General features: G+C 51.8%; 1 protein-coding gene. It reads left to right on the forward strand.

From position 1 onward, the window contains the following. A partial coding sequence (locus SB775_RS32235) for a GNAT family N-acetyltransferase (protein WP_410865360.1) occupies window positions 1-249 on the forward strand: 249 nt, incomplete at both ends.

Here is a 249-nt window from a genome sequence, read left to right on the forward strand (position 1 = left end):
TTCGTGCGAGAATTTGTCGGCAGCATCAAAGGCAAAGATCCGACTGAACCGTTTTTGATTTATTATCTAGAACAGCCGATCGGCTATATCCAAACATTCCGCTGGAGCGATTATCCGGGCAGTGAACAGTTCCAGGAATTGCGGCGTGCAGCTGGCTTGGACATTCTTATCGGGGCGCCTGCCTACCGCGGCAAAGGCTTCGGCCAAGCGGTTATCCGCCGTTTTTTGGAAGAAGTGGTGTTTCGCGAT

It is taken from the genome of Peribacillus sp. SIMBA_075 (assembly GCF_046534585.1).